Below are 25,234 nucleotides of genomic sequence, written 5' to 3' on the forward strand. Positions count from 1 at the left end.
CTATCGAGAGTTGGCGGCTGCCTCGTTGATGCGGGTCAATGGCTAATGGCCTGGCGCCACCGTGTCATCGGTTCCACCTGTTGTGGGCTGCAAGCGCCAAATAGGCTGCGTAAGCCTCGCACGGTGTGGGGCACTTGAACTGGAGGTTACACATGAAGCACTACTTTTATCTCAACTTCATCAGCTATGACGAAGACGGCGAGGAGGTGGGTTACCGCTCGGGAACTCTGCCTGCTGACAGCTATCGGGTGACCGCGGCGGACATCAAGAAAATCGCCGATTCGGTCCCGGGCCAGACGCTGCATTTGTTGAGCGTCTCCTACTTGGGGCAGATGACGCAGAGTGAGTATGAGGGTTAAGCGTTTTTGTAGTGCGGCCCCCCCCTTGATGAGGCGGGGGCTTTCCTGGAGGACAAAAACCACAGACAACAAAAAACCCGCACTAGGCGGGTTTCTTGTTGTCGCTTCGGGTAACTTTGCAACCACCAGAAGCTTGAAGGTGGTGCCCAGAGACGGAGTCGAACCGCCGACACGAGGATTTTCAATCCTCTGCTCTACCGACTGAGCTATCTGGGCGACGAGGTGAATTAAATAGACTTTCAGACCGCTCGTCAACGACTTTTTTAAAAAATTTTAAATTAATTCCGTCGCTTACGTTCCGTGGGGTCATTCCGAGGGTGGAACGTAGCCTTCCGCCTGGGCGTATTCTTCGCCGGCGAAAAACTTGTCCATCTCGCCCTGGAGGAATTTGCGGTCCTCGGCGTTCATCATGTTCAGGCGTTTTTCGTTGATCAGCATGGTCTGGTGCTTCTGCCAGTCGGCCCACGCTTTCTGCGAGATGTGTTCGAAGATGTCCTGGCCCTTGGCGCCGGGGTAGGGCGGGCGTTCCAGGCCTGGCAGTTCTTCTTTGTACTTGCGGCACATCACGGTGCGGGTCATCGGGCGTCTCCTGCAATCAGTTCGTCGGCCGCGCGTTTGAGCAGCTTTTTCACCGGGGCGGCGAGGCCCAGGCGCGGCGGGGTGGCGAGGTTATACCAGAGCCAGTCGGCCTCGGCCACGTGCTGGCCGACCGGGTCGACGCGCACCAGCCAGGGCTCGATCGCCAGCTGGAAGTGGCTGAAGGTATGGGTCAGGCCGTCCATGGCGCGGCTGTCAGCCAGGCGAAGGCCGTGTTGGTAGGCCAAGTCGTCGAGCTGGGCGATGTCGTCCAGTTCCGGCAGGCTCCACAAACCACCCCACAGGCCGCTGGACGGGCGGCGGTAAAGCAGGATGGCGCCTTCGTGGTTGGCCAGCAGCGGCATCAGCGTGCGGCGTTGCGGCAGTGCCTTGCGCGGCTTGGGCTCGGGGTAGCGGGTTTCCTCACCGTGCAGGTGCGCTTCGCAGCCTCGCTGTAGTGGGCAGATCAGGCAACTGGGCTTGCTGCGAGTGCACAGCGTGGCGCCCATGTCCATCATCGCCTGGGTGTAGTGGTTGGCTCGCTGCTGCGGGGTAAAGCGTTCGGCCGTGGCCCACAGCTGGTTGGCCACCTTGGGCTCGCCGGGGTAGCCAGCCTGGGCGGTGTAGCGGGCCAGCACGCGCTTGACGTTGCCGTCGAGGATCGGTGCGCGGATGCCCATGCTGATGCTGGCGATCGCACCGGCGGTGGAGCGGCCGATGCCAGGCAGCTCGGTGAGCTGCTCGACACTGCGCGGGAATTCGCCGCCATGCTGTTCGACCACGATCTTAGCGGCCTTTTGCAGGTTGCGTGCCCGGGTGTAGTAGCCCAGGCCCGTCCACAGGTGCAGCACCTCGTCCTCCGGCGCCTCGGCCAGGGCCTGCACGGTCGGCAGGGCCTGCATGAAGCGGTCGAAGTAGTTGAGCACGGTGCTGACCTGGGTCTGCTGCAACATGATTTCCGACACCCACACCCGGTATGGGTTGATGCCCTGTTGCCAGGGCAGGTCGTGCCGGCCGTGTTCGTCATACCAATCCAGCACAGCGCTGGAGAACTGCTCGGGGCTCATCGCTTGAACAGCCCCTTGAGCGCGTCTTTCAATTCAGGGCTCACTTTGTCTCCGAGTTTTTCATCGATCTTGTCCTGCAGGCGGTTGCCGGCCAGCTTGGCGGCAACCTTGCCCAGGCCGTCCTGGTCCAGGCGACAGGCTTTGGCGCCCAGCTCAAGCGGGCCGCGGCAGCGCAGCGGTATTTCGACACCCACATAGCGTTCGTTGACCTGGCAGGCCGGGTCCGGCATGGCGCGCTGGTCGCCTTCGACGACCACGCCAACGTTGTAGTCCATGCCCAGTACACGCAGGTCGAGGTCACCATGGCCATTGACGGTCAAGCCCGGAATGCGCGCTTTGAGGTCCGGGTTGTTGGCAACGCCATTGCGCACCACCAGGCTGCCGCGCAGTTCCTGGAACGGGGTGTCCTTGCCGCGTGGCTCGCCGGTGAGCGATTTGCGGTTCAGCGTGGCGATGGCCTTGCACAGCTGCTGTTCCAGGTTGGCATTGACCAGCACGCCGTCGTTGATGACGAAGTTGGCGTTGCCGTTGAGGGTGTCGACCAGGGCCTTCTGGCTGTTGCCGGTGGCGGTCAGGTCGCTGGCCAGGGTCAGCAGGCCTTTGACCGGTGGCGTCTGTTCCTTGCCCTCGGTCTTGATGAAGTGTTCCACCGGCACCCGCTGGATGCTGGTATTGACGCCCAGTTGCGGCACGGCAGGGCGCACATCGACGGTGCCCTTGGCCTCGAAGGTGCCGTTGTACAGTTCACCGCGCAGGGTTTGCAGGGTCAGCAGGCCGCCCTGGCCGGTGGCCTTGAGCTGGGCCTCTTCGATCGGCAGTTTGTCCAGGGTCAGCGAGCCGAAGGCCACGTCGGCCTGCAAGTCCAGGGCGCGCAGGCGGTCGACCGGCAGCAGCTTGTCGTCGCTCCAGGCGACCTGGGTCGGGGCGTTGGGAAGCGGCGTGGTGCCAGGGCCGGCGACCGCGCTGGCTTCCTGTTGCTTGACCTCGGCCTGGCGCGCGGCAGTGGCGCCCTTGGCCTCTTCACTCTTGGCCGGCAGGTAGCGGTCGGCGTTGAAGGTGTCGCCCTTGAGCTGCAGGCGCAGGGCCTGTTTGGCGAAGTCTTCGACGGCCACGCGGCCACTGAATGTGCTGTCATCCAGCTTCACCGCCAGGTCTTCCAGGGCCAGGCTGTTCGGCGTGCCCTGCAGGCGGGTGACCAGTTCCAGCTTGGCGAAGGCCGCCGGGTCGTTGGTGGCAGGCAGCGGGCGGCCGATGCTGTCGAGGAAGGTGCGCAGGTCGAACTGGGCGATGGACAGGCCACCGCTAAGCTGTGGCGCCTTGTCCAGGTCACGCAGGTTCAGTTCGCCCAGGGCGCGCAGCTGGTTGGCCGAGACTTTCAGGCCGTTCCACGAGGCGACATTGGCGGCCAGGTCGACCAGCACCTGGCCTTGGGCAGCGAAGGTCACGGTCTTGCTGCCGGTGGGCTCGCCCGAGGTTTCGCCCGACAGGCGCATGTCTTCGAAGTTGTAGCGCTTGAGCTTGCGGTCGAAGCGCAGCTCGCCGGCCAGTTCGGTGCGGGCCTTGATGTTCGGCTGGCTGGCACTTAGGAAGGCGCTGGCCTTGAGCGGAATGCTCGCCCCTTCGTGGACCGGGCCGGTGCTCAGCTGGATACTTTCGGCGCTGTAGCTCTGGCCGGTCTTCGCATCGGTGTACTGCACGCGTGCGTTGTTCACGGTCAGGCTGTCGATGTCCAGCTTGACGGCGCGTTCGTTGCTGGCGACCGGTGCCGACGCCTGTTCAGCTGGTGCCTGGGCCGGAGCACTGGCCTGCGTATCGGCGCTGGTGCCGTTCTGCGCGGACAATGGCTTGCCGATGTCTTCCCAGTTGCCATGGCCCTGTTCGTCACGGGCCAGGGTCAGGTTCAGGCCCTCGACGCGCACGTCGCTCATTTGCACTTCGCGGCGCAGCAGTGGCAGCACACGCACCGACAGGCCGAGCATCTGCAGGTCGGCGAACGGCTCCTTGGGTTTGTTCAAGGTGGCAATGCTCGCTTCGTGCAACTCCAGGCCCAGCCACGGGAACAGGCTCCAGCCGATGTCCCCGTTGAGGGTCAGCTCGACGTGAGCCTTGTCACGTGCCAGCTGGCGAATCTCGTCTTTGTAGTCGTTGGGATCGAAGAGGTGGGTCAGGGCGAAGCCCAGCGCCACGATGATCAGCAGCAACCCGAGAAGCCCAAGTCCCAGGATTTTGCCGAACGCTTTCATGGGCGAGTCCTTGTAGTCCGTTTTTGAAATTCAGGCGCCAGAGTATAGCGCCGCAGTGGTTGCCCCTGCGTATTCGACCAGAGATACGAGACATTTCCTATGCGAGCATCAGATGGTACGGCTTTCGACAGCCATGATTTTGTCAGTTCCGAACGTGCGGCCTTTACTGGCCCTATCGCCGGCAAGCCAGCTCCCACAGGGATCGCGCTGTTCCCGAGGTAGGTGGGGTACTTTTGGGAGTTGGCTTGCCGGCGATAGGGCCGGTACAGGCAACATGACCGTTTCAGCCGAGCAAAAATTAACGATATCAGATTGCTTTCACGCTGCTTGATGCTGCTACCCTTGCGCCGCTTTGCCTGCACCCTCCCTATAAGAAGGATCTGATCCATGAGCAGTACCGTCGCGGCGGGGACCTTGGCCAGTGCGCCAGGCTTCCTGTCGAAGGAGCGCATCATCGCCCGTCCGGGCTTCAACCGCTGGCTGGTCCCGCCGGCCGCCCTGGCCATACATCTGTGCATCGGCATGGCCTATGGCTTCTCGGTGTTCTGGCTGCCGCTGTCGCAAGCCCTTGGCATCACCGCTCCAGTTGCCTGCGCAGCGGACATGGGCTTCATGGCCCGTATGTTCAGCGCCGAATGCGATTGGCCGATTTCCATGCTGAGCTGGATCTACACCCTGTTCTTCGTCTTCCTCGGTTGCTCGGCGGCCGTGCTGGGTGGTTGGCTGGAGCACGCGGGCCCGCGCAAGGCCGGCCTGGTGTCGGCACTGTGCTGGTGCGGCGGCATGCTGATTTCAGCGATTGGCGTGAAAACCCACCAGCTGTGGCTGATGTGGCTGGGTTCCGGCGTAATCGGTGGTATCGGCCTGGGTCTGGGCTACATCTCGCCGGTTTCGACCCTGATCAAGTGGTTCCCGGACAAGCGCGGCATGGCCACCGGCATGGCGATCATGGGCTTCGGTGGCGGGGCCATGGTCGGTGCACCGCTGGCCACCGCGCTGATGGGCCATTTCGGCAATGCGCAGGAAGTGGGCGTGTGGCAGAGCTTCGTCGTAATGGCGGCGATCTACTTCGTGTTCATGACCGCCGGTGCCCTGGCGTATCGCGTACCGCCCACCGGCTGGAAGCCAGAAGGCTGGAGCGCCCCAGTGAAGAAAGCTGGCAATACCATGGTCACCGACCGCCACGTACACGTCAGCGTGGCCTGGAAGACCCCGCAGTTCGCGCTGATCTGGCTGGTGCTGTGCCTGAACGTGTCGGCGGGTATCGGCATCCTCGGCATGGCTTCGCCCTTGTTGCAGGAAGTGTTCGCCGGCAAGCTGCTGGGCAACGGGCTGAGCTTCAGTGAGCTGAACAGCGCCCAGCTGGCGCAGATTGCGGCGATCGCCGCCGGCTTCACCGGCTTGCTGAGCCTGTTCAACATCGGCGGGCGGTTCTTCTGGGCGTCGTTCTCGGACTACATTGGCCGCAAGAACACCTATTTCGCCTTCTTTGCCTTGGGCGTGGGCTTGTACAGCCTGGTGCCGAACATGGGGCACCTGGGTAACGTGGCGCTGTTCGTGGCGGCGTTCTGCATCATCCTGTCGATGTACGGTGGTGGGTTTGCCACGGTACCGGCCTACCTGGCCGACCTGTTCGGCACGCAGATGGTCGGCGCCATTCATGGCCGCCTGCTGACTGCCTGGGCAGCGGCGGGGGTTCTGGGGCCGGTGCTTATCACCTACCTGCGCGAGTACCAGTTGGCGGCAGGGGTGGAGCGTGCAGCTGCCTATGACATGACCTTGTACATCCTCGCCGGCCTGTTGGTGCTGGGCTTCGTCTGCAACATGCTGGTGCGGCCGGTGGCCGACAAGCATTTCATGAGCGATGCCGAACTGGCTGCCGAGCGGGCGTTGAGCCATGACAAGGGCGCCGACGGGGCGCGCTCGCTGGAGTGGAAGGCGGCGCCGGGTAGCCTGCCACTGGTGCTGCTGGCCTGGGCAGTGGTGGTCGTGCCGTTGGCCTGGGGCGTTTGGATTACCCTGCAGAAGACGGCTGTGCTGTTCCATTGATTGGGGGGGGCGCGTTGCGCCCCATCGCGACACAAGGCCGCTCCTACCTCTGTCCCCGTTTTATCTGCGAGCGTGGTCCCCTGTAGGAGCGGCCTTGTGTCGCGATGGGCTGCAAAGCAGCCCCAGACCCCTGGTTGTATAGACCTGTAACGGTATCCAGCCTGCGTAATTCCTCGTTTTGCCATATGTCATCCGCGTTTCAAGCCAGCGCGTTCTAGGCCTATAATGAAGCCCTTTTCGCCTAATGATTTTGCGGAGCTGGTGATGGTCGAACGTAAGGCTTCCGTCGAGCGCAATACCCTGGAAACCCAGGTCAAGTGCTCGATCAACCTCGATGGCAGTGGCAAGGCCCGATTCGATATCGGTGTGCCTTTCCTTGAACACATGCTGGACCAGATTGCTCGCCATGGGCTGATCGATCTGGATATCGAGTGCAAGGGTGACACGCATATCGACGATCACCATACCGTCGAAGACGTCGGCATCACCCTGGGCATGGCATTCGCCCAGGCCATCGGTGACAAGAAGGGCATCTTCCGCTACGGCCACGCCTATGTGCCGCTGGACGAAGCGCTGTCGCGCGTGGTCATCGACTTCTCCGGTCGCCCGGGCCTGCAGATGCACGTCCCGTATACCCGCGCCAGCGTCGGTGGCTTCGATGTCGACTTGTTCCAGGAGTTCTTCCAGGGCTTCGTCAACCACGCCCTGGTGACCCTGCACATCGACAACCTGCGTGGCCACAACACCCACCACCAGATCGAGACCGTGTTCAAGGCTTTCGGCCGCGCCCTGCGCATGGCCATTACCCTCGACGAGCGCATGGCCGGGCAGATGCCTTCCACCAAAGGGTGCCTGTAAATGCAGACGGTAGCCGTAATCGACTATGGCATGGGCAACCTGCACTCGGTGGCCAAGGCGCTCGAGCATGTAGGGGCCGGTAAGGTGCTGGTCACCAGCGATGCCACGGTCATCCGCGAAGCCGACCGCGTGGTATTCCCGGGCGTGGGCGCGATTCGCGACTGCATGGCCGAAATCCGCCGCCTGGGCTTCGACAGCCTGGTGCGCGAGGTCAGCCAGGATCGCCCGTTCCTCGGCATTTGCGTGGGTATGCAGGCGCTGCTCGACCACAGCGAAGAAAACGACGGTGTCGACTGCATCGGCATGTTCCCCGGCCAGGTGCGCTTCTTCGGCAAAGACCTGCAGGAAGACGGTGAGCACCTGAAGGTGCCGCACATGGGCTGGAACGAAGTCGGCCAGACCAACGACCACCCGCTTTGGCACGACATCCCCGACCGTGCGCGGTTCTACTTCGTGCACAGCTACTACATCAATGCCGGCAAGCCGGCCCAGGTGGTTGGCCGCGGCCATTACGGTGTCGATTTCGCCGCTGCGCTGGCCGATGGCTCGCGCTTTGCCGTGCAGTTCCACCCGGAGAAGAGCCATACCCATGGCCTGCAGCTGCTGCAGAACTTCGTTGCCTGGGACGGGCGCTGGTAAATGAGCAGGTCGAAGACCAAGGCCCCGGTCATCACCCTGGCCCCCGAGCAGGAGCGCGAAGCGCTGCACACGCTCAAGCGCTTCCTCGAAGACCGTTTCGAGCTGGAGCTGGGGTCGTTCGAAGTGGCCGAAGTCCTCGAGCTGTTCAGCAAAGAAATTGCACCCCATTACTACAACAGGGCGATTGCCGATGTTCAACTGCACCTCAAGGAGCGGTTCGAGAGCATCGAAAGTGATCTGTGGGCGCTCGAGAAGCCCTGAAACCCCAAGAACAGACAGGTTCCCAAGATGCTGATTATCCCCGCTATCGATCTGAAGGACGGTGCCTGCGTGCGCCTGCGCCAAGGCCGCATGGAAGACTCCACGGTATTTTCCGACGACCCGGTGAGCATGGCCGCCAAGTGGGTCGAGGGTGGCTGCCGCCGCCTGCACCTGGTCGACCTTAACGGCGCCTTCGAAGGCCAGCCGGTCAACGGTGAAGTGGTCACTGCCATTGCCAAGCGCTACCCGACCCTGCCGATCCAGATCGGCGGTGGCATCCGCTCGCTGGAAACCATTGAGCACTACGTCAAGGCTGGCGTCAGCTACGTGATCATCGGCACCAAGGCGGTCAAGCAGCCGGAGTTCGTCGCCGAAGCGTGCAAGGCCTTCCCGGGCAAGGTCATCGTTGGCCTGGACGCCAAGGATGGCTTCGTCGCCACCGATGGCTGGGCTGAAGTGAGCTCGGTGCAGGTCATCGACCTGGCCAAGCGTTTCGAGGCCGATGGCGTCTCGGCGATCGTCTACACCGACATCGCCAAGGACGGCATGATGCAGGGCTGCAACGTGCCGTTCACCAAGGCACTGGCAGAAGCCACCTCCATCCCGGTGATCGCCTCGGGCGGCATCCACAACCTGGGCGACATCAAGGCCCTGCTGGACGCCAAGGCTCCGGGCATCATCGGCGCCATCACCGGCCGTGCCATCTACGAAGGCACTCTCGATGTCGCCGAGGCCCAGGCCTTCTGCGACAACTACCAAGGCTGAGGACTGAACCATGGCACTGGCCAAGCGCATCATCCCTTGCCTGGACGTGGACAACGGCCGGGTGGTCAAGGGCGTCAAGTTCGAGAACATCCGTGATGCCGGCGACCCGGTGGAAATCGCCCGTCGCTACGACGAGCAAGGTGCCGACGAAATCACCTTCCTCGACATCACCGCCAGCGTCGATGGCCGCGACACCACGCTGCATACCGTCGAGCGCATGGCCAGCCAGGTGTTCATCCCGCTGACCGTGGGCGGTGGCGTGCGCACTGTGCAGGACATCCGCAACCTGCTCAATGCCGGTGCCGACAAGGTCTCGATCAACACGGCCGCAGTGTTCAACCCGGAGTTTGTCGGCGAGGCAGCGGACCGTTTCGGTTCGCAGTGCATCGTTGTCGCCATCGACGCCAAGAAGGTGTCCGGGCCGGGTGAGCAACCGCGCTGGGAGATTTTCACCCACGGCGGGCGCAAACCGACCGGGCTGGATGCCGTTGAATGGGCGAAGAAGATGGAAGGCCTGGGGGCTGGCGAGATCCTGCTGACCAGCATGGACCAGGACGGCATGAAGAACGGCTTCGACCTGGGCGTTACCCGTGCGATCAGTGATGCGCTGGGTATTCCGGTGATTGCCTCGGGTGGGGTGGGTAACCTGCAGCACCTGGCTGACGGTATTCTGGAAGGGCACGCCAGTGCGGTTCTGGCGGCCAGCATCTTCCACTTTGGTGAGTACACAGTGCCGGAAGCCAAGGCCTACATGGCTTCGCGCGGGATCGTCGTTCGCTGATCGATTAATTGGGGCTGCTTTGCAGCCCATCGCCGGCAAGCCAGCTCCCACAGGGACCGCACAAGGCTCAGGGCCTGCGCTGCCAATGTGGGAGCTGGCTTGCCGGCGATGGGCCGCAACGCGGCCCCAATGGCATCAACCGTGATTCTTGCCGAGCAATGCGTGGTACAGCTCGGTATCCCCAAGAATCCCCACCACCTTGTCGTTGTCCTGCAACACCAGCTTGTTGCCGGTCTGGTAACGAATCTGCAGCGCCTCGCGCATGCCGATATCGGCATTGACCAACGTTGGGCGGCGGCCCAGCAGTTCCACATCCTGCCCAGGTGCCCAGTTCTGCAGGTCCAGCCCGTTCTGCCCTTGGCGTGCGCGCTTGATCGAGCCACCTTCGCCCAGGTCCAGCCACGAGTCGATACCCGGGTCCAGGCATACCGAACCATTCACCCGCTTGCAGTTGTCCAGGCTGCGCATCAGGCTGCGCCCGCACAGCACGTTCAGCGGGTTGGTGTGGGCGACGAAGGTACGTACATACTCGTCGGCCGGGTTGAGCACGATCTCTTCCGGCTTGCTGTACTGGATGATCCGGCCGTCCTTCATGATCGCGATGCGGCTACCCAGCTTCAGCGCCTCGTCCAGGTCGTGGCTGACGAACACGATGGTCTTGCTCAGCTTGGCCTGCAGGCCAAGCAACTCGTCCTGCAGGCCCTGGCGGATCAGCGGGTCCAGCGCCGAGAACGGTTCGTCCATCAGCAGGATGTCGGCATCCATCGCCAGCGCCCGGGCCAGGCCCACGCGCTGCTGCATGCCGCCAGACAGTTCGTCCGGTTTCTTGTTGCGCCACTGGGTCAGGCCCACCAGCTCGAGCTTTTCGTCGACCAGCTTGCGCCGCTCCTTCTCGGGGCGGCCCTGCATTTCCAGGCCAAAGCTGATGTTCTCGCGTACCGTCAGCCAAGGCATCAGGGCGAATTTCTGGAACACCATGGCAATGCGCTTGGTGCGCATCATCTTCAGCTCGGCGGGGGTGCAGTGGGCAATGTCGATATGCTTGCCTTCGTGCTCGACGAACAACTTGCCGCGGCTGACGGTGTTCAGGCCGTTGATGCAGCGCAGCAAACTCGACTTGCCCGAACCGGACAAGCCCATCAGCACACAGATCTCGCCTTTCTGAATATCCAGGTTGGCCTTCTCGACACCCACCACCAGGCCGGTCTGCTTGAGGATCTGCTCGCGGGTCTGGCCCTGGTCGAGCAGGGCCAGCGCTTCGCGCGGCTTGTTGGAGAAGATGACGTCGACGTCTTCGAAACGAATGATGCTCATGCTTCACCCCTTACCGGCAGGTCCGGTTGCTTGCAGATACGGTCGAGCATGATCGCCAGCAGCACGATCGCCAGGCCCGCTTCGAAGCCCAGGGAAATATCGGCGGTGTTCAGTGCGTTGACCACAGGTTTGCCCAGGCCGTCAGCGCCGACCAGGGCGGCGATCACCACCATCGACAGCGACAGCATGATGCACTGGGTAACGCCGGCGGCGATGCTTGGCATCGCGTGCGGCAGTTCGATACGGGTGAGCAGCTGGCGTCGCGAGCAGCCAAACGCCTTGCCGGCGTCCATCAGCTCCTGCGGGACGTCGCAGATGCCCAGATAGGTGAGACGGATCGGCGCGGCGATGGCGAACACCACCGTCGAGATCAGCCCCGGCACCACACCCAGGCCGAACAGGGTCAGGGTGGGGATCAGGTAGACGAAGGTAGGTACCGTCTGCATCAGGTCGAGTACCGGGCGCATGGCGGTATAGAACATCGGTTTGTGCGCGGCGACGATGCCCAGTGGCACGCCGATGGCCACGCAAACCACTGTGGCGAAGGTGACCTGCGCCAGGGTTTCCATGGTTTCCTGCCAGTAACCCAGGTTGAGAATCAGCAGGAACGACAAGGCCACGAATGCGGTCAGCGCCCACTTGCGCTGAATGAAATGCGCCAAGGCGGCGAACAGAGCGATGAGCACGAACGGATTGAAGAAAGTCAGGGCGCTGGTGACGCCATGGATCATGAACTCCAGGCCTTGCGCGATGGCGTCGAAGTAATTCGCGCCGTTCTGGGTCAGCCACTCGACGAACGACGCGATGTACTGGCCCAGGGGTATTTTCTGATCGATAAGCATGATAGCGAGCTTCCACCTGCATAGATTGAAATCAACCCGGGGCAGGCATGGGCCTGCCCCGAGGTAGCGCTATTGCGTATTTCGTTATTGCGTCAGCTTGGCCTTGGCCGCCTCAAGGCCGGGTTTGCCATCCACGGTGGTTACGCCGGCCAGCCAGGCATCCAGTTTGCCAGGGTTGTCCTTGAGCCACTTCTTGGCCGCCGCCTCGGGTTTCATCTTGTCGTCCAGGACATAGCCCATCATGGTGCTTTCATCCTTGAGCTCGAACGACAGGTTCTTCAACAGCTGGCCAACGTTGCTGCATTCCTGCACATAGCCCTTGCGGGTGTTGGTCAATACGGTCGCCTTGCCAAAGTCGGGGCCGAAGAACTCGTCCCCGCCGGTCAGGTACTGCATCTTGAAGCGAGTGTTCATCGGGTGCGGTTCCCAGCCGAGGAACACGATGGCCTCGCCGCGCTTCTGCGCACGGTCAACCTGCGACAGCATGCCGGCCTCGCTGGACTGGACGATCTTGAAGCCGGCGTCCTTCAGGCCGAAGGCGTTCTTGTCGATCATGCTCTGGATGGTGCGGTTGCCATCGTTGCCGGGCTCGATGCCGTAGATCTTGCCGTCCAGCTCCTTCTTGAACTTGGGAATGTCGCTGAAATCCTTCAGGCCCTTGTCATACAGCGCCTGGGGTACGGCCAAGGTGTACTTGGCGTTTTCCAGGTTGGCGCGCACTGTTTCGACAGTACCGGCGTCGCGGTACTGCTTGATGTCGTTCTCCATGGTCGGCATCCAGTTGCCGAGAAACACGTCCAGGTCCTTGCCGGTGGCCAGCGACTTGTAGGTCACCGGTACCGAGATCATGGTGGTGTGGGTCTTGTAACCCAGTGCTTCGAGCACAACGCTGGTGGTCGCGGTGGTTACAGTGATGTCGGTCCAGCCGACATCCGAGAACCGTACCGTCTGACATTGCTCGGGTTCGGCGGCCTGGGCCAGCAAAGGCGCGGACAGCAACGCAACCAGCAACAGCGAGGGTGAACCTTTCATGGATGGACTCCTGTGATTTTGTCTTCGGGTTCGCGTGGGTCGCCGGGCTTTCTCAGGGTCCGGTCGACCAGGCCTGCAGAGGGCAGGATGCGTGGCCGTGCTTTACGAGTCGCTTTCGATAATCCTCCAGCGCTGGGCAATCGCCTACTGGTGGGGTCGTAACCAGTACGGAACGGGTCGTATCCAGTATGGGCGATGTCGCTTATGGATTTTTCCACCCCCTCAGCCGCATTTTTACGTCACCAGGCCGCCGGAAAGCGGCGTGGCGAGGGCAGCTCCCCGGTAGAAAACAGCGCGGCGCTGCTGGACAAAAGTACGTCGGTTGCAGACGGCGAGGGGGTTGGTAAAAGCCCGATGATGCGTGCATTCAAGGCGGCCCGCTGCTTCAGCCTAGCAGCTGCCCCGCCCTGCGCATGGCGCGCAGAGACAAGCCCAGCAAGAGGTGATTCGACAATGGCCATCAGCGTGTTCGACCTGTTCAAGATCGGTGTCGGGCCCTCCAGCTCCCACACCGTCGGCCCCATGCGTGCTGGCGCCCTGTTCGTCCAGGGCCTGCGCGAACGCGGCGAGCTGGAACGTGTGAAGCGGATCGAAGTGCGCCTGTATGGCTCGCTGTCGGCCACGGGGGTGGGGCATGGCACCGACAATGCCACCATCATGGGCCTGATGGGGGAATGGCCGGACGCCATCGACCCGACCCAGATCGCGCCGCGTATCGCCGACCTGCGCGAAACCAACACCCTGCAGCTGGACAGCCGCCTGCCCATCGAATTCGTCTGGGCCCGCGACATGCTGCTGCTGGACGAGAACCTGCCGTATCACCCCAACGCGATGACCCTGATCGCCGAAGGCGAGCAGGGCGAGCTGCATCGCGACACCTATTACTCGGTGGGTGGCGGCTTCGTGGTCGATGCCGCCCAGGCCGCCAGTGGCGTACTGGATGCCGACCAGACAGTGCTGCCGTACGACTTCAACAGCGCCGCCGAACTGCTGCGCCTGTGCAAGCAAAACGACCTCAGCGTGTCGCAATTGATGATGGCCAACGAGAAGGTCTGGCGCAGCGAGGAAGAGATCCGCGCCGGCTTGCACAAGCTGTGGGAAGCCATGCAGGAATGCGTCAACAACGGCCTCAAGTACGAAGGCACGCTGCCCGGCGGGTTGAACGTGCGCCGCCGCGCCGCAAAGCTGCACCGCAGCCTGCAGGAAATCGGCAAGCCCAACGTGATCGGCTCGACCATGAGCGCCATGGAATGGGTCAACCTGTTCGCCTTGGCGGTCAACGAAGAAAACGCCGCCGGTGGGCGCATGGTGACCGCGCCGACCAACGGTGCGGCGGGCATCATCCCGGCTGTGCTGCACTATTACATGCGCTTCAGCGATGCGGTGGATGAATCCAGCGTGGTCGACTTCTTCCTCGGTGCTGCCGCGGTGGGCATCCTGTGCAAGAAGAATGCGTCGATCTCCGGTGCCGAAGTGGGCTGCCAGGGTGAAGTCGGCTCGGCTTGCGCCATGGCAGCAGCGGGCCTTGCCCAAGTGCTGGGCGCGACCCCGCCTCAGGTGGAGAACGCTGCCGAAATTGCCCTGGAGCACAACCTGGGCCTGACCTGCGACCCGGTCGGCGGGTTGGTACAGGTGCCATGCATCGAGCGCAACGCGATTGCTGCGGTAAAGGCCATCAACGCGGTGCAGATGGCCCTGCGTGGTGATGGCGAGCACTTCATTTCCCTCGACCAGGTAATCCGCACCATGCGCGATACCGGGGCCGACATGCACGACAAGTACAAAGAGACCTCGCGCGGTGGTTTGGCAGTCAGCGCGATCGAGTGCTGATAGCTTTATCTGACATCAAGGGCCTCTTCGCGGGTGAACCCGCTCCCACAGGTACTGCGTTGCTCTCACTCGCGGTGCTGTACTTGTGGGAGCGGGTTTACCCGCGAAGACGCCCTTGAGTTTGAGGCAGGTGCAGCACCGCCCCCCCAATGCCCCCTTAAGGTGCAAGCGCGGCGCATACCGATCGTCGGGTGTCGTTATCAGTGTGGGCGTTGTCGGTGACACTCAATAGTGTCGTTTCTGGGCATCCTACACTGCGCGTGTCACCAAATTGCTCAGCCGTTACACGCACAGCGCCTAGCACGCCCGTTCTACGAAGATTGGCCAACTCGATCAAAGCACCTGATTTGTCTAACAAAGGCGTCGTTTTCAGGTTTTTTTGGATAGCCGTTCAATTTCAGGCACGGCGTTTGCGTTGAGATTGGCACCAAGGCCCCTGCACATGAAACCGGGGCCATACATAACAAGAAATCAGTGCTCGCCTGAGGCACACCCTGCATTTGTGTGAGGAGAAATCGCGATGACGTCGTACACCTCCGGGAACCCAACCCAGAACCGCACAGCCCCCCAGTCCATCGGGTTTCTCCTACTGGACAATTTCACCCTCATTTCCCTGGCATCGGCCGTGGAGCCGCTGCGTATGGCCAACCAGCTTTCCGGCCGCGAACTGTACCGCTGGCACACCCTCACCGCCGATGGTGGGCAGGTGTGGGCCAGCGATGGCTTGCAGATAACCCCTGACGCCGCCATGCACAGTGCGCCGCCCATCGATACCGTTATTGTCTGTGGCGGCGTGGGCATTCAGCGCAGCGTTACCCGTGACCATGTCACCTGGTTGCAAACCCAGGCCCGTCAGTCGCGCCGTCTGGGCGCGGTATGTACCGGTAGCTGGGCCTTGGCCTGTGCGGGGCTGCTGGATGGTTTCGATTGCAGCGTGCACTGGGAATGCCTGGCGGCCATGCAGGAGGCCTACCCGCGGGTCAACATGAGTACCCGCCTGTTCACCCTCGACCGTAACCGCTTCACCAGCTCCGGCGGCACCGCGCCGCTGGACATGATGCTGCACCTGATCAGCCGCGACCACGGCCGTGAACTGTCGGCGGCGATTTCCGAAATGTTCGTCTACGAGCGCATCCGCAACGAGCAGGATCACCAGCGCGTGCCGCTCAAGCACATGCTTGGCACCAACCAGCCTAAGCTGCAGGAAATCGTCGCGTTGATGGAGGCCAACCTTGAAGAGCCGATCGACCTGGACGAACTGGCAGTGTACGTGTCGGTATCGCGCCGGCAGCTCGAGCGCCTGTTCCAGAAGTACCTGCACTGTTCGCCGTCGCGTTACTACCTGAAGCTGCGCCTGATCCGAGCCCGGCAGCTGCTGAAGCAGACGCCGATGTCGATCATCGAAGTGGCGTCGGTGTGCGGCTTCGTTTCTACCCCGCACTTCTCCAAGTGCTACCGCGAGTACTTCGGTATTCCGCCGCGTGACGAGCGCGTGGGCTCCAACACTGCGCAGCAGGTGGCGATGATGCCGATCCCGCAGGCCATGACCCTGTCGCCGCACAGCGGGCCGATGGCGGCCCTGAGCCAGGCGCGCAACGAGTCGACCTTTGCCAGTGTAAGGCTCTGAGACGGCACCGGCCTCTTCGCGGGTGAACCCGCTCCCACAGGGATTACACCGTATTCAAAAGCGGTGCGATACCTGTGGGAGCGGGTTTACCCGCGAAGAGGCCGGTACAGGAAAAAATCAGTCAGGCGCGCTTGTTGAACTGCGCCAACGCCGGCAACAGCTGTTTGTCGATGGCCTGGCGCACCGCCGGCAAGATCGTCGCACTACCGGTATACATCTGCTCCACCATCCCCTTCAGCGCCCGTGCATTGGGCTCGGTCAGCCCACGCACTACCGCTTCGCACGCCTGCTCGGCAGTAGCGCCGGCCGGAATCTCGAACCCGCGCGCGCGCAGGTGGCCTGCCAGATCGTCCTGGTCAATCAAATCCGCATGCATCATGGCTGTTGTCCCTTTTATCGCTAAGAGAGTGCTGCTGTGATTTACGACCGATTCTGTGACGCTGGCGACATGCCCGCAACAACAGAATGGCGCCATGGCTGCTTTGGCTAAGAACAGGTCGTTCCCGGCTAATTCCACCTGCCGGGAAGTGCGCAAACTCAAGCCATCTACCGCAACGGAGGGTTTGGTCACCCTCGTTCGTGCACAGTGGATGTTGCTCGCTCTTGGCCCCGGATGCTCACGGCTTTCCGGGGTTATTTTTTTGCTCGGAGCAACACCGCGCCGCTGTTGGCACACTGTCTTACTCAATACTTGAAGGCTTGCATGCCCTCTGTGGGAGCGGGTACGCAGTTTTGTTCAGGGCCGGGTGTTTAAACCCATCATACGTCCGAGGAACTCGGCCGGTGGCAGATCCTGTTGTTCATCCACCAAGCCCTGCAGCAATCCGGCACTACGCTCACTGAACGGTGCCGACTTCGGCCCCGCCAGGTCAACATGCAGCAGCATCTGCTCGCTGGCCGCCAGTGCCTTGTCGAGCCCCTCGCGGTGCAGGCTGTGGTAGACATGCAGGCGCTTGCGATCGAAGCCGATGATCTGCGTCTGCACCCACACCTCGGTACCCAGCTTCACTTCGTGCAGGTAGTTTATGTGCGCTTCCAGGGTGAACAGCGAGTTACCGCTCTGGCCGCGGCTGTCGGCATCCAGGCCGATGCGCTCCATCAGCGCGTCGGTGGCGTAGCTGAAGATCAGCAGGTAGTAGGCATCACGCAGGTGCCCGTTGTAGTCGACCCAGTCCTCCTGGACTGGGGTGCGGTAGGTGATCAATGTGGGCATCGCGGTCTCCTCAGTCGCCGAAAGCCATACCGTGCTTGGCCTTGCTGGTCTTCACCGCTTCCAGCACTGCCAACAGGGTGTCATCACGATAGCGCTCCAGCGCGGCGATGCTGTGGTCGCCCAGTTGTTCGGAGGTCCCTTCGACCACATCGTCGATCAGCTTGTCGGTCAGCTCTGGTGCCGGCAGATAAGTCCACGGCAGTTGCAGCGCCGGGCCGAACTGGGCCATGAAGTGACGCATGCCCGCGTCACCACCGGCCAGGGTGTAGGTGAGGAACGTGCCCATGAACGACCAGCGCAGACCGGCGCCGAAGCGGATGGCATCGTCGATTTCGCCGGTGCTGGCCACGCCGTCGTTGACCAGGTGCAGGGCTTCGCGCCACAGGGCTTCGAGCAAGCGGTCGGCGATGAACCCGGGCACTTCCTTGCGTACGTGCAGCGGGCGCATGCCCAGGGCGGTGTAGATGGTTTTGGCAGCTTCGATGGCCTCGGGGGCGGTGCGGTTGCCACCGACGATTTCCACCAGCGGCAGCAGGTACACCGGGTTGAACGGGTGGCCGACCACGCAGCGCTCGGGGTGGGTGGCAGATTCGTAGAACTCGCTGGGCAGCAGGCCCGAGGTGCTGGAACCGATGATTGCATCGGGTTTGGCGGCAGCGCTGACCTTTGCGTGCAGGTCGAGCTTCAGGTCCAGGCGTTCAGGGGCGCTTTCCTGGATGAAATCGGCATCGCGAACGCATTCCTCGATAGTGGCAACGAACTTCAGGCGTTCTTGTGAGGCGCCTGGTGCCAGGCCTTGCTTTTCCAATGCCGGCCAGGCGTTGGCGATGCGCTTGCGCAACGCCTGCTCGGCGCCTGGCGCCGGGTCCCAGGCGACCACGTCCAGGCCGTGGGCCAGGGCGCGCGCGACCCAGCCGCTGCCGATCACGCCACTACCCAGGGCGGCGAAGGTCTTGATCTCGGTGATGAAGGTCATGTTGGGCTCCTGAAAGTGTCAGCGGCGTTTGAGGTTCATCTTTTCCCGGCCTTCGGCCGGAGTCAGCACACGGGCGCCAAGGCGCGAAATGATCTCCACCGCGCGCTCGACCAACTGGCCGTTGCTGGCCAATACGCCACGGTCCAGATACAGGTTGTCCTCCAGGCCCACCCGCACGTTGCCGCCCAGCAGCACGGCCTGTGCGGCCATCGGCATCTGCATGCGGCCGATTCCGAACCCGGCCCAGGTGACGTTGGCCGGCAAGTTGTCGACCATCGCCTTCATGGTGGTGGTATCAGCCGGCGCGCCCCACGGGATGCCCAGGCACAGCTGGAACAGCGGGTCGTCGAGCAGGCCTTCCTTCATCATTTGCTTGGCGAACCACAGGTGGCCTGTGTCGAAGATTTCCAGCTCGGCTTTTACCCCCAGCTCGGTTATGCGCTTGGCGCCGGCGCGCAGTTGCGCCGGGGTGGAGACGTAGATCGAGTTGCCGTCGCCGAAGTTGAGGGTGCCGCAGTCGAGGGTGCAGATCTCCGGCAGCAACGCTTCGACATGGGCCAGGCGCTCCAGGGGGCCGATCAGGTCGGTGCCCGGGCCGAATTCCAGTGGTGTTTCACCCGGGCCGATTTCCAGGTCGCCACCCATGCCCGCGGTAAGGTTGACGATGATGTCCACGTCGGCTTCGCGGATGCGCTCCATGACTTCGCGATACAGCGCCACATCACGGCTGAAACGGCCGGTTTGCGGGTCGCGCACGTGGCAGTGGACCACGGTGGCGCCGGCTTTGGCGGCCTCTACGGCAGACTCGGCGATCTGCTTGGGGGTGACTGGAACAAGGTGGCTTTTCGAGGCGGTGTCGCCAGCGCCGGTGAGGGCGCAGGTGATGATGACGTCGTGGTTCATGAAGGGGTTCCTTGTGGTGTCTGGTGGCCTTTTCGCGGGTAAACCCGCTCCCACAGGGAACGATGTTGCCCCTGGCATGTGCCTGACTTGTGGGAGCGGGTTTACCCGCGAATGGGCCGGATCAGTTGGCAGTGAGGTTTAGGTTGTCGGCAGCCGGCTTGCCATCGAAGGTGGTCACGCCCTCGAGCCAGCGGGCCTTGTCCTCGGGGTGGTCCTTGAGCCACTGGCGGGCCGATTCCAGTGCATCCTTGTGGTCGAGCAGCGGCTGCATCATGCGGCTCTCGTCCTCGGCGCTGAAGCTCAGGTTCGCCAGCAGGCGGTGGGCATTGGGGCAGCGTTCGGCGTAGTCTGGCGCAGTCACCGTCCACACTGTCGCGCGGCCTTCGTCAGGGCCCAGGGCGTCCTGGCTGTCGCCCAGGTAGACCATGTCGATATTCACGTTCATCGGGTGCGGTGCCCAGCCAAAGAACACCACGGCCTCGTTGCGCCGCACTGCACGGTCGACGGCGGCGAGCATACCGGCCTCGCTGGATTCGACCAGCTGGAACTTGCCCAGGCCGAACTGGTTCTTGGCTATCATCGCCTTGATCTGGGTGTTGGCGCCGGAACCCGGTTCGATGCCGTAGATTTTCCCGCCCAGTTCCTTTTCGAACTTGTGGATGTCGGCGAAAGTCTTCAGGCCCTTGTCGGCCAGGTACTTGGGTACTGCCAGGGTGGCGCGGGCGTCTTCTAGGCTGGGCTTGTCGAGCACCTTGACCTGCTTGGCGTCGACGAACGGGGTAATGGTCTGGGTCATGATCGGGTTCCAGTAACCCAGGAACATGTCCAGGCGTTTGTCGCGGATGCCGGCGAAGATGATCTGCTGCGAGGCGCTGGTCTGCTTGGTCTGGTAGCCAAGGCCATCGAGCAGCACCTGGGCCATGGCGCTGGTGGCGATGACATCGGTCCAGTTGACCACGCCCAGACGGACGTTCTTGCAGGCCGCAGGCTCGGCGGCGAATAGTGGGGAAGTGGCGATGCTGCTCAGGGTAAGGGTCAACAGGCTGCGGCGGATCAAGCTGTGCATGGTGGCTCTCCATCGGCAGTGCATATTGTTATTGGGGTTCGACCTCTCTGGGTCGTATGAAGAAGCTACGCTGCTGTCAGGGTGGAAAATCGCACCCTGGCGACCAACATTTGCACGGAGGCGACCACCTTTGCCGTGGAGCATGCAATGCCGCAAATCATTCACTTCCTGTTGTTGCCCGGGTTCTCGGCCATGGGTTTCATCAGTGCCCTGGAACCACTGCGGGTGGCCAACCGCTTCAAGGGCCCGTTGTATCGCTGGCAGGTGTTGAGCCTGGACGGAGGCGCAGTGCAGGCCAGCAATGGCATGTCGGTGAACGCCGATGCAGCGCTGGCGGCGGGCGAACCTGGCGGCATCCTGCTGATCGTCGCCGGCTTCGAGCCATTGGCCTGTTACGGGCCGGCGCTGCAGCAGGCGCTACGCCGCCTGGACCATGAGGGGGTTGTTCTGGGGGGCATCGATACCGGCGCGGTGGTGCTGGCCGAGGCCGGCCTGCTCGACGGCCATCGCGCCACCGTGCACTGGGAGGCGCTGGAGGCGTTCAAGGAGAACTATCCGAGCCTGCAGGCGACCCAGGAGCTGTTCGAAATCGATCGCCGGCGCATCACCTGCGCGGGTGGCACTGCCTCGATCGACCTGATGCTCGACCTGATTGCGCAATCCCATGGCAGCGAGCTGGCGGTGCAGGTATCGGAGCAGTTCGTTTTGGGCCGCATTCGGCCGCGGCAGGATCATCAGCGGATGCAGATTGCGTCTCGCTATGGCATCAGCAACCGCAAGCTGGTGCAGGTGATCGGCGAGATGGAAAAGCATACAGAGCCACCGTTGAGCACATTGGAGCTGGCCGCCCGTGCCATGATCACCAGGCGTCAACTGGAGCGCTTGTTTCGTCTGCACCTGAATGACACGCCCAGTGGGTTCTATCTTGACCTGCGTCTGGACAAGGCGCGTCAGCTGCTTTGCCAGACGCAGATGAGCATCACGCAGGTAAGTGTGGCATGCGGTTTCGAGTTGCCGTCGTACTTTACCCGCCGGTACAAAAGACGCTTTGGACGCTGTCCTCGTGAAGAGCGTCAGGCGCTGAAGCCACAGCTGCCGGATCAGAACTGATCGAGGTCGGAATACGCCTGGAGGCGGTTTTCGATCTGTACTCGCCGCGCCTCGAAAGCCCGGGTGTCGAGTTTGGCGCCCATATGGTCCAGCAGCAGGGCCACGCGCGTCCGCGGAGCATCCGGGTCGGTCGCACAGCACAAGTGAAAGATGATCGCCAGGGGGCTGCCACTGTCATCCAGGTCAAAGTCGATGCGCAGGTGCGAGCTGGCTGAGGTGCTGCGCAGCAGGGCGAGGTCTGGCTGTTTCAAGCCATTGAGTATGTCCTTTGCAACCCGCTCGAACTTGAGGTTGCGCCTCTGGGGCGCTGGAATCCAGCCGTTGAAGACGTCCTGAAACACGGCATCCGTGGGTACGCAGTTAATGCTTTTTGTTGTCCGTTCGATCAGTTCGACACCGCTGTTTTCCAGGCCCAGCAGAAAACGGTTGAACCAGCGCTGGCCATCCTGTTGGCGATCGTGAACCTGGTTGGCCTCCAGTTGCGCCAGGCGCAGGCAGGCATGAAGGTCTTCCCAGGGTTGGTTGGCAGGGTTGGTGGGCATGCTTGTGGCCCTCGCTGCAGGCGTAGGAAGGGGAACCTGGCGCCGCTATGCGGCGCCAGGTGCAGGTCAGATATCCAGCGCCAGGATGTCGAACGCCTGGCTGGCCAGTTTCATCCTGACGGCTTCGCGCATGGCGTCGAAGTGGCGAACACTGAACGAGCCCTGCTGCGAGGCCCGGTATACGCGGGTGTTCGACTTGTCGATGATGCGGCCAGCGGAACCTGCGGTTTTTTCAGCCTTGTCATAGCTCAGCTGAACGCTGGTCATGTGCATGATCGGCAGGCCTTGAGGTGTCATCTCGCAAGCCGAAATCTGAATGGTGCTGGATTTGCCCGAAACGCTCACGCTGCTTTCTTCGAGCAGTTGCTGTGCCTTCGGCGTTTGCACGATCACTTCGAAGGAGCGTTTTACACAGCGGCTCAGGCGGTGGCTGGCGCCGATCTGGACGGTGACGATCTGAGGCACCAGGGTGGCCAGCGTGTGGGTGTCCTTGTCGATTGCTTCCTCGACATGGGCGGCGCCGGTCAGCGTCCAGCCGAACTTGCCCAGACCGTCGTTGTAGAAGTTGTACCACTCGCGCTGCTGGGTTTCCTTGTCGAACTTCTTGTTCGCCGACAGATTCATCAGGCGCATGCCATCGAGCACATCTTCGGCAACACTGGCCGGTACATCCGGGGCAAAGATGCAGACGGTGTTGGCTACCATGACGGCGCGTTCTTCGCCTTCTTTCTTCAGGGCGGCAATGGCGCTGTTCATGTCGGTCTTGCTGATAGTAGAGGTCATGTCTTGGTTTCCGATCTAGTTCATCATCGGCACCTCGGGTGAGGCGCCGGGGACGCACTTTGGTTCGGATCGTCAAGACAGATAAGCCGACAGCCTTTCCTGCCCAGGAACTTCCTTACTGCTGGCCGATGGACTGCAGGTACTCCGAGCGGTCATCGCTGCGCTGTGCCACGCAGGTGTTCCACGCCGCTTCGAACGCTTTGCTGCCCGGCTTCTCGGCATAGGTTTCTACCTTGCAGTCGGCATCGCGCAGTTGCGTCCACAGTTTCTCGGCAGCATCCATGCGCCCGGCCAGGGCATCGGCCTTGTCGCTTTCGTCGGCGTACTGGTCGCGAATGCGCTGGATAAGGTCGTCATACGCCGACTTCAGTTCACGCTCGGCCGTCTGCTTGTTGAATGCCGCGCAAGCATATGTCTGCTGGTCGGTCTCGACGTTGTCGCACGGAGTGCTTTCTTCCTCGCCGGCCTGGGCGCCCGTTACGATAGCCAGCAATACCAGCCATGCCATTGATTTCATCCGTTTTCTCCTCAACAAGGCTGACGAATCGGCTGGATTCTCGCTCAGCTGTCGGCAAGACGATAGCTCCCTGAAGAAATGTTCATGAAACGGCCGGAAATGTCGTTATCGAGACTGTCTCTCATCGCCAGACGGCGCGCCAGAGGGCGCGATGTCGCGCATTGACGCTTTCGGCAAACCCCCTGTCGTTTTTGCATCGGGGCGCCGTTGGGCACAGGCATATGCTGGCCCCAAAGCGCCGGCAATAAGGTTTGGCGCAAACCCATTCAATAAAAGGGGACAGCCTGATGAGCCCAGCCGAACTTCACGCCGACAGCATCGTCATTGACGGCCTGATCATTGCCAAATGGAACCGCGAGCTGTTCGAGGACATGCGCAAAGGCGGGTTGACTGCGGCCAACTGCACGGTGTCGGTCTGGGAAGGTTTCAAGGCTACCGTCGACAACATCGCCGCCAGCCAGAAGCTGATCCGCGAAAACAGCGACCTGGTGATGCCGGTGCGCACCACTGCCGACATCCGCAAGGCCAAGGAGCTGGGCAAGACCGGTATCCTTTTCGGCTTCCAGAACGCCCATGCCTTCGAAGACCAGATCGCCTATGTCGACGTCTTCAAGCAGCTGGGCGTGGGCATCGTGCAGATGTGCTACAACACCCAGAACCTGGTTGGCACCGGCTGTTACGAGCGTGACGGCGGGCTGTCGGGCTTCGGCCGCGAGATCGTTGCCGAAATGAACCGCGTCGGCATCATGTGCGACCTGTCCCACGTCGGCTCCAAGACCTCCGAAGAAGTCATCCTCGAGTCGAAAAAGCCGGTCTGCTACTCGCACTGCCTGCCTTCGGGCCTGAAAGAGCACCCGCGCAACAAGTCGGACGAAGAGCTGAAGTTCATCGCCGACCATGGCGGTTTCGTCGGTGTGACCATGTTCGCGCCGTTCCTGGCCAAGGGCATCGACTCCACCATCGACGACTACGCCGAAGCCATCGAATACACCATGAACATCGTTGGTGAAGACGCCATCGGTATCGGTACCGACTTCACCCAGGGCCACGGCCAGGACTTCTTCGAGTACCTGACCCACGACAAGGGTTACGCCCGTCGCCTGACCAACTTCGGCAAGATCATCAACCCGCTGGGCATCCGCACTGTGGGCGAATTCCCCAACCTCACCGAAACCTTGCTCAAGCGCGGTCACTCCGAGCGCGTGGTGCGCAAGATCATGGGTGAGAACTGGGTCAACGTCCTCAAGGACGTGTGGGGCGAGTAAGCCGCTCTCCAAGCCTGAAAGCCCCTGCCAGCAACGCCGGGGCATCCCAATAAAAAATTTTATGGAGTTGAGTTTCCATGGCCAAGATCGCCCCGCAATTGCCAATCGAAGTAGACAGCGAGACCGGTGTCTGGACCAGCGACGCCTTGCCGATGCTGTATGTGCCGCGCCATTTCTTCGTCAACAACCACATGGGCATCGAAGAAGTCCTGGGCGCCGACAAGTATGCCGAGATCCTCTACAAGGCCGGCTACAAGTCCGCGTGGCACTGGTGTGAAAAAGAAGCTGAGTGCCATGGCCTGGAAGGCGTGGCGGTGTTCGAGCACTACATGAAGCGCCTGAGCCAGCGTGGCTGGGGCCTGTTCGAGATCCAGGACATCGACCTCGACAAGGGAACCTGCAGCGTCAAGCTCAAGCACTCCGCGTTCGTGTACGTCTATGGCAAGTGCGGCCGCAAGGTCGACTACATGTTCACCGGCTGGTTCGCCGGCGCCATGGACCAGATTCTCGCTGCCCGCGGCAGCTCGATCCGCACTGTGGCCGAACAGGTCTATGGCGGGTCGGAAGAAGGTCACGAAGATGGCCTGTTCGTCGTCAAGCCGTTGTAAGCCGGAGA

26 protein-coding genes and 1 tRNA gene are annotated in these 25,234 nt (G+C 62.2%); 12 read left to right on the top strand and 15 right to left on the bottom strand.

Going from position 1 to position 25,234, the window contains the following annotated elements:
- Positions 1–152 precede the first annotated feature (152 nt).
- Complete coding sequence (locus V3314_RS05090; protein ID WP_046614501.1) at positions 153–359, top strand: hypothetical protein; 207 nt, start codon at positions 153–155, stop codon at positions 357–359.
- Between the two features lie 140 nt (positions 360–499).
- Here V3314_RS05090 and V3314_RS05095 read toward each other — a convergent pair.
- The 4 genes from V3314_RS05095 to V3314_RS05110 all read right to left on the bottom strand — a co-directional run bounded on the left by V3314_RS05095 (position 500) and on the right by V3314_RS05110 (position 4,245).
- A tRNA-Phe gene (locus V3314_RS05095) sits at positions 500–575 on the bottom strand.
- 90 nt (positions 576–665) lie between these two features.
- Positions 666–938 (bottom strand): oxidative damage protection protein, encoded by a 273-nt coding sequence (locus V3314_RS05100; protein WP_003257478.1) that lies wholly within the window; start codon positions 936–938, stop codon positions 666–668.
- The gene (gene mutY, locus V3314_RS05105; RefSeq protein WP_013970490.1) at positions 935–2,002 is read right to left on the bottom strand and encodes an A/G-specific adenine glycosylase; all 1,068 of its coding nucleotides are present in this window, start codon (positions 2,000–2,002) and stop codon (positions 935–937) included. Before mutY ends, V3314_RS05100 begins: the two co-directional genes overlap by 4 nt.
- On the bottom strand, positions 1,999–4,245 hold the full coding sequence (locus V3314_RS05110; RefSeq protein WP_338459984.1) for an AsmA family protein: 2,247 nt from the start codon (positions 4,243–4,245) through the stop codon (positions 1,999–2,001). The genes mutY and V3314_RS05110 overlap by 4 nt, the downstream gene beginning before the upstream one ends.
- 387 nt (positions 4,246–4,632) lie before the next feature.
- Between V3314_RS05110 and V3314_RS05115 the strand changes: the two genes are divergently transcribed.
- From V3314_RS05115 to hisF, 6 genes are all read left to right on the top strand, one after another.
- Positions 4,633–6,294, top strand: coding sequence for an OFA family MFS transporter (locus V3314_RS05115; RefSeq protein WP_015268635.1), 1,662 nt, complete (start codon positions 4,633–4,635; stop codon positions 6,292–6,294).
- A gap of 264 nt (positions 6,295–6,558) precedes the next feature.
- Positions 6,559–7,152, top strand: coding sequence for an imidazoleglycerol-phosphate dehydratase HisB (gene hisB / locus V3314_RS05120; RefSeq protein WP_003255736.1), 594 nt, complete (start codon positions 6,559–6,561; stop codon positions 7,150–7,152).
- Positions 7,153–7,791, top strand: coding sequence for an imidazole glycerol phosphate synthase subunit HisH (hisH, locus tag V3314_RS05125; protein ID WP_025337371.1), 639 nt, complete (start codon positions 7,153–7,155; stop codon positions 7,789–7,791).
- Positions 7,792–8,052: a DUF2164 domain-containing protein gene (locus tag V3314_RS05130; protein WP_046614499.1), complete on the top strand. Its 261-nt coding sequence runs from the start codon at positions 7,792–7,794 to the stop codon at positions 8,050–8,052.
- Positions 8,053–8,079: 27 nt separating this feature from the next.
- A complete protein-coding gene (hisA, locus tag V3314_RS05135; RefSeq protein WP_003257484.1) occupies positions 8,080–8,817 on the top strand; it encodes a 1-(5-phosphoribosyl)-5-[(5-phosphoribosylamino)methylideneamino]imidazole-4-carboxamide isomerase in 738 nt (245 codons plus the stop codon).
- Positions 8,818–8,827: 10 nt separating this feature from the next.
- Complete coding sequence (gene hisF, locus V3314_RS05140) at positions 8,828–9,598, top strand: imidazole glycerol phosphate synthase subunit HisF (protein WP_025337372.1); 771 nt, start codon at positions 8,828–8,830, stop codon at positions 9,596–9,598.
- 135 nt (positions 9,599–9,733) lie between these two features.
- Here hisF and choV read toward each other — a convergent pair whose 3' ends face one another.
- The 3 genes from choV to V3314_RS05155 all read right to left on the bottom strand — a co-directional run bounded on the left by choV (position 9,734) and on the right by V3314_RS05155 (position 12,786).
- Positions 9,734–10,912 carry a choline ABC transporter ATP-binding protein gene (choV, locus tag V3314_RS05145; RefSeq protein WP_003257485.1) on the bottom strand — a complete coding sequence of 393 codons (1,179 nt, stop codon included), beginning with the start codon at positions 10,910–10,912 and terminating at the stop codon, positions 9,734–9,736.
- Positions 10,909–11,757, bottom strand: a complete 849-nt coding sequence (gene choW, locus V3314_RS05150) for a choline ABC transporter permease subunit (protein WP_169774667.1) — start codon at positions 11,755–11,757, stop codon at positions 10,909–10,911. The genes choV and choW overlap by 4 nt, the downstream gene beginning before the upstream one ends.
- Before the next feature lie 81 nt (positions 11,758–11,838).
- The gene (locus tag V3314_RS05155) at positions 11,839–12,786 is read right to left on the bottom strand and encodes a choline ABC transporter substrate-binding protein (protein ID WP_046614496.1); all 948 of its coding nucleotides are present in this window, start codon (positions 12,784–12,786) and stop codon (positions 11,839–11,841) included.
- 453 nt (positions 12,787–13,239) lie between these two features.
- On the opposite strand from V3314_RS05155, the gene V3314_RS05160 reads away from it, so the two are divergent.
- Both V3314_RS05160 and V3314_RS05165 read left to right on the top strand, forming a co-directional pair.
- On the top strand, positions 13,240–14,616 hold the full coding sequence (locus V3314_RS05160) for an L-serine ammonia-lyase (protein ID WP_046614495.1): 1,377 nt from the start codon (positions 13,240–13,242) through the stop codon (positions 14,614–14,616).
- Between the two features lie 520 nt (positions 14,617–15,136).
- Positions 15,137–16,243, top strand: coding sequence for a GlxA family transcriptional regulator (locus V3314_RS05165; protein WP_046614494.1), 1,107 nt, complete (start codon positions 15,137–15,139; stop codon positions 16,241–16,243).
- 121 nt (positions 16,244–16,364) lie between these two features.
- Here V3314_RS05165 and V3314_RS05170 read toward each other — a convergent pair whose 3' ends face one another.
- The 5 genes from V3314_RS05170 to choX form a co-directional block, all read right to left on the bottom strand.
- The gene (locus V3314_RS05170) at positions 16,365–16,622 is read right to left on the bottom strand and encodes a hypothetical protein (protein WP_046614493.1); all 258 of its coding nucleotides are present in this window, start codon (positions 16,620–16,622) and stop codon (positions 16,365–16,367) included.
- Between the two features lie 357 nt (positions 16,623–16,979).
- The gene (locus tag V3314_RS05175) at positions 16,980–17,456 is read right to left on the bottom strand and encodes a thioesterase family protein (RefSeq protein WP_046614492.1); all 477 of its coding nucleotides are present in this window, start codon (positions 17,454–17,456) and stop codon (positions 16,980–16,982) included.
- Between the two features lie 10 nt (positions 17,457–17,466).
- A complete protein-coding gene (locus tag V3314_RS05180) occupies positions 17,467–18,432 on the bottom strand; it encodes an L-carnitine dehydrogenase (RefSeq protein WP_046614491.1) in 966 nt (321 codons plus the stop codon).
- An 18-nt stretch (positions 18,433–18,450) separates the two neighbouring features.
- Positions 18,451–19,335 carry a 3-keto-5-aminohexanoate cleavage protein gene (locus tag V3314_RS05185; protein ID WP_046614490.1) on the bottom strand — a complete coding sequence of 295 codons (885 nt, stop codon included), beginning with the start codon at positions 19,333–19,335 and terminating at the stop codon, positions 18,451–18,453.
- Positions 19,336–19,456: 121 nt separating this feature from the next.
- A complete protein-coding gene (gene choX / locus V3314_RS05190; RefSeq protein ID WP_046614489.1) occupies positions 19,457–20,401 on the bottom strand; it encodes a choline ABC transporter substrate-binding protein in 945 nt (314 codons plus the stop codon).
- A gap of 147 nt (positions 20,402–20,548) precedes the next feature.
- On the opposite strand from choX, the gene V3314_RS05195 reads away from it, so the two are divergent.
- Complete coding sequence (locus tag V3314_RS05195) at positions 20,549–21,511, top strand: GlxA family transcriptional regulator (protein WP_046614553.1); 963 nt, start codon at positions 20,549–20,551, stop codon at positions 21,509–21,511.
- Here the strand turns inward: V3314_RS05195 and V3314_RS05200 are convergent.
- The 3 genes from V3314_RS05200 to V3314_RS05210 form a co-directional block, all read right to left on the bottom strand.
- On the bottom strand, positions 21,502–22,053 hold the full coding sequence (locus tag V3314_RS05200) for a hypothetical protein (RefSeq protein ID WP_046614488.1): 552 nt from the start codon (positions 22,051–22,053) through the stop codon (positions 21,502–21,504). The genes V3314_RS05195 and V3314_RS05200 overlap by 10 nt on opposite strands.
- 66 nt (positions 22,054–22,119) lie before the next feature.
- Positions 22,120–22,836, bottom strand: coding sequence for a hypothetical protein (locus V3314_RS05205; RefSeq protein ID WP_080958440.1), 717 nt, complete (start codon positions 22,834–22,836; stop codon positions 22,120–22,122).
- Between the two features lie 115 nt (positions 22,837–22,951).
- Positions 22,952–23,353 carry a lysozyme inhibitor LprI family protein gene (locus V3314_RS05210; protein ID WP_046614487.1) on the bottom strand — a complete coding sequence of 134 codons (402 nt, stop codon included), beginning with the start codon at positions 23,351–23,353 and terminating at the stop codon, positions 22,952–22,954.
- Positions 23,354–23,640: 287 nt separating this feature from the next.
- Between V3314_RS05210 and V3314_RS05215 the strand changes: the two genes are divergently transcribed.
- A complete protein-coding gene (locus V3314_RS05215) occupies positions 23,641–24,618 on the top strand; it encodes a dipeptidase (protein ID WP_023382781.1) in 978 nt (325 codons plus the stop codon).
- 77 nt (positions 24,619–24,695) lie between these two features.
- Positions 24,696–25,226 (top strand): DUF5943 domain-containing protein, encoded by a 531-nt coding sequence (locus tag V3314_RS05220; protein WP_046614486.1) that lies wholly within the window; start codon positions 24,696–24,698, stop codon positions 25,224–25,226.
- Positions 25,227–25,234: the final 8 nt, after the last annotated feature.

The organism is Pseudomonas sp. TE3-3-F2023 (assembly GCF_036784815.1).
In the GTDB taxonomy this organism is placed as follows: Bacteria; Pseudomonadota; Gammaproteobacteria; order Pseudomonadales; family Pseudomonadaceae; genus Aquipseudomonas; species Aquipseudomonas pudica.